The organism is uncultured Campylobacter sp. (genome assembly GCF_938045205.1).
Taxonomy (GTDB): Bacteria; Campylobacterota; Campylobacteria; order Campylobacterales; family Campylobacteraceae; genus Campylobacter_B.
In genome coordinates, this window is sequence record NZ_CALIMY010000065.1 from 1 (window position 1) to 7,910 (window position 7,910).

The following is a 7,910-nucleotide window of genomic DNA, read 5'->3' on the forward strand; positions in this document are numbered from 1 at the left end:
GCGCTATCCTATTTAGTGTTTTTAAGGAGTGCGTCCAAAGCAGGCAGTTTGGAGTTCTTACGCTTCTAATTTATCTTTTGATAGATTGCCAGTTCGATCACGGCGCGTATCTATCGAAAGAAGCGCTAAGCTTGGCTACGATTTTGAGCTTTTTAGCTTGTCGCATAAGGATCGAGCGATGATCTACGCGGCGGCGGTTTTGGCTTTTGCGGCAGCGGCGCTTTTTGCGTGGTTTTGCCTGCGCTTTGCGTGGTGGGCGAAGGATCTGCCTTACGAGTATCCGCGCGTGCTGATGTATCATATGATCCGCGAGCATCTGCCGAAGCGCGCCTCTAAATTTAACCGCCTGCGCGTGACCCCTGCCGCGTTTGAAAAACAGCTTGCGTGGCTGAAGCGAAACGGCTTTACGAGCTACACTCTAAGCGAGCTTACAAGCTTGGATAAAAAGCCCGCAAAGGCGGTTTGTATTACTTTCGACGACGGATACCGCGATAATCTCACGGGCGCTCTGCCGATACTTCAAAAATACGGCTTTAAGGCGACGATTTTCATCGTGAACCGGCGCTTTGAGGGGAATTGGGCGACCGATAAGGATCTGAAAAAATCAAGCGACGAGCTAAATCGCGAGGAGATGCTAAGCGATGAGGAAGTTCGCGAGCTTTTGCAAAGCGGGCTCATCGAGATCGGCTCGCATACGCTCGATCACGCAAACCTACCTAGCTTGGATCCGCAAGAGCAGCTGCGTCAGATGAGCGAATCAAAGCGCGAAATAGAAGCAAAATTTGAGATCTCTTGCGGCGCCTTTGCCTATCCGTTCGGCTTTTACGACGAGATTAGCGTGCGCTGCGCGCGCGAGGCGGGCTTTAGCTGCGCCGTTACGACGCAAAACGACGTGTTGCGCCCTCACTACTCAAATTTTGAAATTCCGCGCATCATGGTTAGCGGCAGGCAGGGGCTTTTTAGCTTCATTTTGAAGATGAAGAAGGGCAGAAATAGATGAAAATCGCCTATCTTTGCTGCTCCAGATTTTACGGCGGCGTCGAAAAGATCGTGATCGACTCGCTAAATGAGCTTTGCAAAAGCGAGCAGGCGGCACTCATCGTGCCCGATAGATGCGAGTTTTTGCAGCGTCTGGATGCTCGCGTGCAAATTTATCAGTACAAAAGCCGCGACAAACGCTACAATCCCTTTTTGTTCGTTGAAATTTATCGGTTTTTACGCTCGGGCGGATTTGAAATTTTACATTCGCACGGCGCTAAAGCCGCGCAGATCGGCTTCGTGGTCGAAAAATTTTTAAATCTTAAGCTCGTTGCGACCAAACACAACGACCGCAAGGCGCCCGTTTTCGATCGCGTGCGAAACGTCATCGCAGCCTCGCGCAAGGTCGCAACCACAATAAATCACGCCGCGAAGGTGATATATTTCGGCATAGAGCCGCAACAGGAGTTTGCAAATCATGAAATTTTCGCGCGCTGCAAGGACGCGGAAGGCGCCGCAAATAGGGCGCTTGAGAGAAAAAAAGATGCGCGCGACGACTCGACTAGCGCTGTGGGCGCACCGCAAAACATAGCTGGCGCTGCATTTGCGTCGCAAGATACGCCTTTGGATGCGGACGCATCGCAAAATAAAACTGGCAGCGTATTCGTATCGCAAAAAGGCGCAAACGCGGCGGCGGAAAATTTTAAATTTAGCATCGTCGCGGTCGGCAGGCTCGATAAGATCAAGGGTTTTGATCTTTTGATCCGCGCCGCAAGCGAGCTAAAATTTGATTTCGAGCTTAAAATTTACGGGCAGGGCGGCGAGAGGCAAAATTTGCAAAATTTAATCAATTCGCTAAATTTACAGGATAGGGTGCGGTTGTGCGGCTTTTGCGACGACGTTGCGGCTGCGCTTGCCGCATCGCACCTGCACGTCATCAGCTCGCGCAAGGAGGGCTTTCCGGTGATTTTGATCGAAGGTATTTTTTATTCGCCCGTGCTGATATCTACCCGCGTGGGTGGAATTTCGGAAATTTTAAGCGAGGAGTTTTTATGCGAGGCGGCGGATCTGGGCGCCAAGATCGATGAAATTTACCGCACTTACGGCAAATACGCCCGGGCTTTTGCGCAAAAACACGCCGGTCTTAAGCAAACTTTGACGCTGCAAAATTATATTAGCTCGCTTAAAAATTACTACGAGGAGCTGTTATGCGAAGCCTAAAGATCGTGCATTGCGGCATTTTCAACGAATACGACGACGGTAATTTTTTCTACGGTATGGAGCGTAAGATCAGCCACGGGCTCGTTCGCAGCGGACACTTCGTCTATGATTTTAGCTACCGCGATTGGGAGCGGAGCCTGCGCTTTTGCGGGCTGAAAAATAGCGGCTTAAAAAAGATGAACGCCAAACTCGTGCGTATCTGCGAAAACATCGGCGCCGATCTGCTTTTAATCGGCAAAGGCGAAAAGATCGGTCTTAGCACGCTGCGAGCGATAAAATCGGCGCTTCCTAAGATTAAAATCGCGATCTGGTATGTCGATCATCTTCAAGAAAAACGGGAATTTTTCGAAAAATTAAGCTTCATCGACGCGTTTTTTTGGGCGAATGCGCTGAAGCTGCGTGATCTTTCTGCAAGATACGGCGCGAAATTCGCTTTTTTTCCAAACATCTCCGACGCGGCGTTTGATAGACGCCTAGAAGCCGCTAAAACGACCGACGTTATATACATAGCGCGCGATTATCAAGAGGACGTGAGGTATAAATTTGCGCTTTTGCTGCGCGATTTTTGCGAAAAAGAGGGGCTGCAGCTTAAAATTTTTGCGAGCCTCGGCGCGCCTGCCGTATTCGGAGATAAATTTCATCGCGAGATCGCGGCTGCTAAGATTGCGATAAATTTTAATCGCGACGACGAGCTTGAGTGCGCGCGTGCTCATAAATTGCTCGGCGCGAGCGACCGCATGGCACAGTTTTTGGGATGCGGCGTCTGCACTTTTAGCCCAAAGATCGCGGGGTTTGAGCGGCTTTACGAGGATGGCTCGGAGATAGTTTATTTTGACGGTCCTGCGGATTGCTTTTCAAAGATCAAGCACCTTCTTTCTAGCGGCGAATACGCGCGCATCGCGCGGCGCGGCAGAGCCAAGACGCTAAAGATCGCAAACGCCGCTAGGGTAGCAAAATTTATGCTTGAGACGATCTTTGAAGAGAGCTTCGGCGCAGATGCTTGCGGTGAAATTTCTGATGAAAAATGCAGCGAGGGTGGCGGCGAACGTCACGACGCACCAAGCGGAAAAGATAAAAACGATCGGGGCGATTTTTACAGCGAGCATTACGAGTGGCGCGAGTTCGTCTATATAAACGGAGAGAAATTCAGATGATTTATTTTGTAGCCTTTCTGATCTTTGTCGCTGCGGTGGGCGTTTCGCTGCGGTATAACTGGTGGCGGATCCCGCAAGGCTGGCATAAGGCGCGAGTGCTGATGTATCATAGCGTAGAGGAGCACAAGGGCGATAAATTCGACAAATGGCGTCTAAAGCCCGCTGATTTTGAAAGACAGATTGCGTGGCTTGCGAAAAACGGCTTTAAAAGCTTTAAATTTGGCGAGCTCATTGCGCTAGAGCGGCTGCCTAAAAAGGCGGTTTGCATCACATTCGACGACGGGTTTGAAAATAATTTTACCAGCGCCTTTGAAATTTTGAAAAAATACGATTTCAAAGCGAGCATATTTTTGGTGCCGGACGCCGTGCAAAACGACTGGGAGCGCGCTAACACGGCCCATCTTGCAAGGATGCTGAGCGAGGAGCAAATTTTAAAAATGCAGGCAAGCGGGCTGGTGGAGTTTGGCGCGCATACGATGCACCACGTAAATTTAGACCTTACCTACGCGAGCGATCCACAGCTTGCCGCAGATGAGATCATCGCGTCCAAGGCTCGCGTAGCACGTATTTGCGGGCGGCCGTGCGAGGTGTTTGCCTACCCCTACGGTAAATTTAACGACGAAATTTTAAATATCGCCAGATCAAATTTCAAAGGCGCGGTGGTCGTCAAGCGCGGGCTTTACGAGGCGGGCGACGACAGATACGCCGTAAAGCGCATCGGCATTTTAGGCACGGAGGGGTTTTTTGATTTTTGGCTGAAATTTACGAGGATAAGGAACAAACTATGATTAAAGCATCCGTTTATGCGATAGTGATGAATGAGGAGCGCCACATCGAGCGTATGCTGCGTAGCGTGGCGGATTTCGCCGAGATCATAATCGTCGATAGCGGCAGCACCGATGCCACGCTGCAAATTGCGCGTAAATTTACCGATAAAATTTACCATCACGACTGGCAGGGCGAGGGGGTGCAGAAAAACTACGCGTTTTCGCTATGTAGTAACGAATGGGTGCTCAATCTCGACGGCGATGAGGAGGTAAGTCCTGAACTAAAAGGCGAGATAGAGGAGTTTATGAGCCAGAGCGATTACTCGGCGCTGGATATTAAATTTCATGAATACTCGCTAGGGCGCAGATGCTCCGATCTCGTGCGCAAAAACACTCACATCCGCTTCTTTCGCAAGGAGTGCGGCGAGTATAAAAATATGGGAGTACACGCGCAAATTTCGATCATAAAAGGCGCGGTAAAAAAGAGCAAATTTTGCATTAATCACTTTAGCGAAAAGCCGATCGCCGAGCTCGTTATGAAAAACAACAACTACTCCACGCTGCGCGCGCAGGGGGATTTTGAAAAGGGCAAAAAGCCGAGCCTTGCGAAGCTTTTGCTGATCTATCCGTTCGCGTTTTTTAAATCATACATTTTGCGCAGATCGCTTTTTGACGGGCGTAAGGGATTTATCACGGCAAACATTAACGCGTTTTACGCGTTTTTAAAAGAGGCGAAACTTTACGAGAAGTATCTTAAAAAGGGCGAAGATTAATCGAAATGATAGAAAATTTTAGCTATTATTGCGACCTAAATTTAACGGCGAAAAGGGCGAAAAAATGGATAAAAAAACGATAGCGGCACATAAAATTTCAGACGAAGAATATGAAAAAATTTTAAAAATTTTAGGTCGCGAGCCGAATCTGCTCGAGCTTGGGATTTTTAGCGCGATGTGGAGCGAGCACTGTAGCTACAAATCGAGTAAAAAATACTTAAGCGGCTTTCCGACCAAGGCGCCTTGGGTCATCCAGGGTCCCGGCGAAAACGCAGGCGTCATCGACATCGGAGGCGGCATGGCTGCGGTTTTTAAGATGGAAAGCCACAACCACCCTAGCTTCATAGAGCCGTTTCAGGGGGCTGCGACCGGCGTAGGCGGGATACTGCGCGATATCTTTACGATGGGCGCGCGCGTCGAGGCCAATATGAACTCGCTTCGTTTCGGCGAGGTGCGAGGAAGAAGCGAGAATGCCAGGAAGCAGCGATATCTGCTAAAAGGCGCGGTCGCGGGCATCGCTCACTACGGCAATTGCATGGGGATCCCTACGATCGGCGGCGAGACGAGCTTCGATAAGAGCTTTGACGGCAATATTTTGGTTAATGCCTTTGCTTTGGGTATCGTTAAAAAGGATGAAATTTTCTACGGCAGGGCCGAAGGCGTGGGCAACAGCGTAATCTACGTGGGCTCTAAGACGGGTCGCGACGGGCTCGGAGGAGCCGTGATGGCGAGCGATAGCTTTAGCGACGCGAACAAATCCCTGCGCCCGACCGTGCAGGTGGGCGATCCGTTCGCCGAAAAGCTGCTGATGGAGGCGTGCTTGGAGCTTTTTAAGACCGACTACGTCGTGGGTATCCAGGATATGGGCGCGGCGGGGCTTACTTCAAGCAGCTTTGAGATGGCGGGGCGCAGCGGCAGCGGCATGAGGTTAAATTTAGACTGCATGCCGATGCGCGAGGAGGGGATGAGTCCGTATGAGCTGATGCTAAGCGAGAGCCAAGAGCGCATGCTGATCTGCGCCAAAAAGGGCTGCGAGGAGAAAATCAAAGAAATTTTTGCTAAATGGGATCTTGATGCCGCCGTAATCGGCGAGGTGACGGATAGCGGCAAGATGGAGCTTTTTTGGCACGGCGAGCTGGCGGGCGTCATTCCGATCGAGCCGCTTAGCGAGGCGGCTCCCGTGCTGGATCGCCCGATAAAAGAGCCTGCATATATGGCGCAGATCGCGCGGCAAAATTTATGCGGCTGCGGCGCGAGCGAGCGCGAGCTGGACGCGGCGTTTGATAAAATTTTTGAGGACCCCGAAGTGCTAAATAAATCCTACATCTACGATCAATACGATGCCAACGTGGGGTTAAACTCCGCTAAGCGTCCCGGCATGCTGGGCGCTGCGGTGATGCGAGTTAAGCAAAACGGCGTCAAGCTCGCGATGGCTGCGGACTGCAACACGCGGATGAATTACGTCCATCCTCGCATAGGCGCGGCGCTAGCGGTAGCATCGGCGGGGCGAAAGGTCGCGATGAGCGGCGCGACGCCCTTAGCTATCACAGACTGCCTAAACTACGGCAATCCGCAAAATCCAGAGGTTATGTGGCAGTTCGCGCAGGGCTGCGAGGGGATCAAGCAGGCTTGTGCCGCGCTAAATACCCCCGTCGTAAGCGGCAACGTAAGCCTATATAACGAAACGGGCGGCGTTAGCATCCAGCCCACTCCCGCGATCGTCTGCGTGGGCACAAACGAGGGCGAGATCATCCCTAGCGATTTTTGCGCTAGCGGCGTGAGCGTCTATCTGGTAGGCGATACGAAGGGCGTTTTTGGGGGCTCGCTTTATATGAAAGCGGTAGAAAACCGCGTCGCAGGCAGCCTGCCAGAGTTAAATTTAAAAATCGAGCGCGCTTTGTGGGATTTCGCGATAGAAGCCGGCAAGAGCGGGGTTTTGGCATTTGCAAACTCTGTAGGTATCGGCGGCGTAGCGATCACGCTTGCGAAGATGGCGTGCGTAGGCGGCGTAGGCGGCGAGTTTGAGATGAGCTGCGACGATAGTAGAGATATTTTCGACGAGAGCTTTTCGCGCGCGATTTTCGGCGTGCGCGACGAGGCGGAATTTAAAGAGCTGGCCGCAAAATACGGGCTAAGCTTGATGCGCCTAGGCACCAGCGGCGGCGAAGAGTTTCGCATAAATTCCGTCCGTAAAAACGTAAACGCGCTAAAAGAAATTTACTTCGGCGAGTTTGCCAAGATCGTAAAGAGCGAAGATTAGCGCGTGCTCGGCATCGTATTTCTTTTAATCGCGCTTTATATTTTCGCTCAGATCGGCGGAGTTTTCGGTAACTCCGGCTATCGCGGCAAGGCGCGAATGCAGCTAGGAGAGGCTAAAATTTTAGTAGCGCTTCTAGCCAAGGTTGCCAAAAGCGACGGGCACGTAAGCGAGTCCGAAGCTGCGATGATAAGCGAAATTTTGGACGATTTGGTGCGCCAAATGGGCGCCGGCGAGCGCGAACGCGAGGCGCTGAAGCTCGTTTACAAAGTCGAGAAAGAAAGCCTTGCAAACGTGCGCGAGCTCGCCGAGAAATATAACCAAACCTACCGCCCGAGCCCGAGCCGCAAAACTGGGCTAATCTATTTCTTTTTAAATTTAGCCTACGTCGATCGCGGTTTTAGCGCGGCAGAGCGGCGCACGATCTCGCAGATCTGCGACGGATTGGGCTTGCCCGAGCATATCCAAAGCCAGATGTTTGCGACCTTTGAGCGCAGCTTTTACGGCACATATTACGAAAACGGCGGCTCGCAAAGCAGCTCCGCTTACGACGAATACGACGGCTATAGCACAAGAAGCGGCGGGTATTGGGACAAATACGGCGGCAGAAGCACCGGCGGCTACGGAAGCAGCAGTTACGGCGGCGGCACCGGCTACGGATATGGCGGCACGGCGGGTTCGGGCTACGGAGGCTCGCAAAGTTCTAGCGGCTCATACGGCGGCGGGTATTCGAGTGGATATGGCGGCTATTCGGGCAGCT

General features: G+C 51.7%; 8 protein-coding genes. All 8 read left to right on the plus strand.

Features of this window, described 5'->3' with window-relative positions; translation table 11 throughout:
- The coding region (locus tag Q0198_RS03960) for a hypothetical protein (protein ID WP_297895245.1) at positions 1-182 on the plus strand (182 nt) is incomplete at its 5' end.
- Complete coding sequence (locus Q0198_RS03965) at positions 179-1,000, plus strand: polysaccharide deacetylase family protein (RefSeq protein WP_297895248.1); 822 nt, start codon at positions 179-181, stop codon at positions 998-1,000. The genes Q0198_RS03960 and Q0198_RS03965, both read left to right, overlap by 4 nt.
- Positions 997-2,199, plus strand: a complete 1,203-nt coding sequence (locus tag Q0198_RS03970; RefSeq protein WP_297895250.1) for a glycosyltransferase — start codon at positions 997-999, stop codon at positions 2,197-2,199. The genes Q0198_RS03965 and Q0198_RS03970 overlap by 4 nt, the downstream gene beginning before the upstream one ends.
- Positions 2,187-3,353: a glycosyltransferase gene (locus Q0198_RS03975; RefSeq protein ID WP_297895252.1), complete on the plus strand. Its 1,167-nt coding sequence runs from the start codon at positions 2,187-2,189 to the stop codon at positions 3,351-3,353. Before Q0198_RS03970 ends, Q0198_RS03975 begins: the two co-directional genes overlap by 13 nt.
- Complete coding sequence (locus Q0198_RS03980; protein WP_297895253.1) at positions 3,350-4,141, plus strand: polysaccharide deacetylase family protein; 792 nt, start codon at positions 3,350-3,352, stop codon at positions 4,139-4,141. Before Q0198_RS03975 ends, Q0198_RS03980 begins: the two co-directional genes overlap by 4 nt.
- Positions 4,138-4,893 carry a glycosyltransferase family 2 protein gene (locus tag Q0198_RS03985; protein ID WP_297895257.1) on the plus strand — a complete coding sequence of 252 codons (756 nt, stop codon included), beginning with the start codon at positions 4,138-4,140 and terminating at the stop codon, positions 4,891-4,893. The genes Q0198_RS03980 and Q0198_RS03985 overlap by 4 nt, the downstream gene beginning before the upstream one ends.
- Before the next feature lie 64 nt (positions 4,894-4,957).
- Complete coding sequence (gene purL / locus Q0198_RS03990) at positions 4,958-7,153, plus strand: phosphoribosylformylglycinamidine synthase subunit PurL (protein WP_297895260.1); 2,196 nt, start codon at positions 4,958-4,960, stop codon at positions 7,151-7,153.
- 3 nt (positions 7,154-7,156) lie between these two features.
- Positions 7,157-7,910 (plus strand): TerB family tellurite resistance protein (locus Q0198_RS03995; protein WP_297895263.1); only part of this gene is annotated, 754 nt, incomplete at its 3' end.

Bases quoted from the DNA above. Each gene is read 5' to 3' on its own strand.
- Q0198_RS03965 (WP_297895248.1), top strand. From the start codon at position 179: ATGATCTACGCGGCGGCGGTTTTGGCTTTTGCGGCAGCGGCGCTTTTT.
- Q0198_RS03970 (WP_297895250.1), top strand. From the start codon at position 997: ATGAAAATCGCCTATCTTTGCTGCTCCAGATTTTACGGCGGCGTCGAA.
- Q0198_RS03975 (WP_297895252.1), top strand. From the start codon at position 2,187: ATGCGAAGCCTAAAGATCGTGCATTGCGGCATTTTCAACGAATACGAC.
- Q0198_RS03980 (WP_297895253.1), top strand. From the start codon at position 3,350: ATGATTTATTTTGTAGCCTTTCTGATCTTTGTCGCTGCGGTGGGCGTT.
- Q0198_RS03985 (WP_297895257.1), top strand. From the start codon at position 4,138: ATGATTAAAGCATCCGTTTATGCGATAGTGATGAATGAGGAGCGCCAC.
- purL (WP_297895260.1), top strand. From the start codon at position 4,958: ATGGATAAAAAAACGATAGCGGCACATAAAATTTCAGACGAAGAATAT.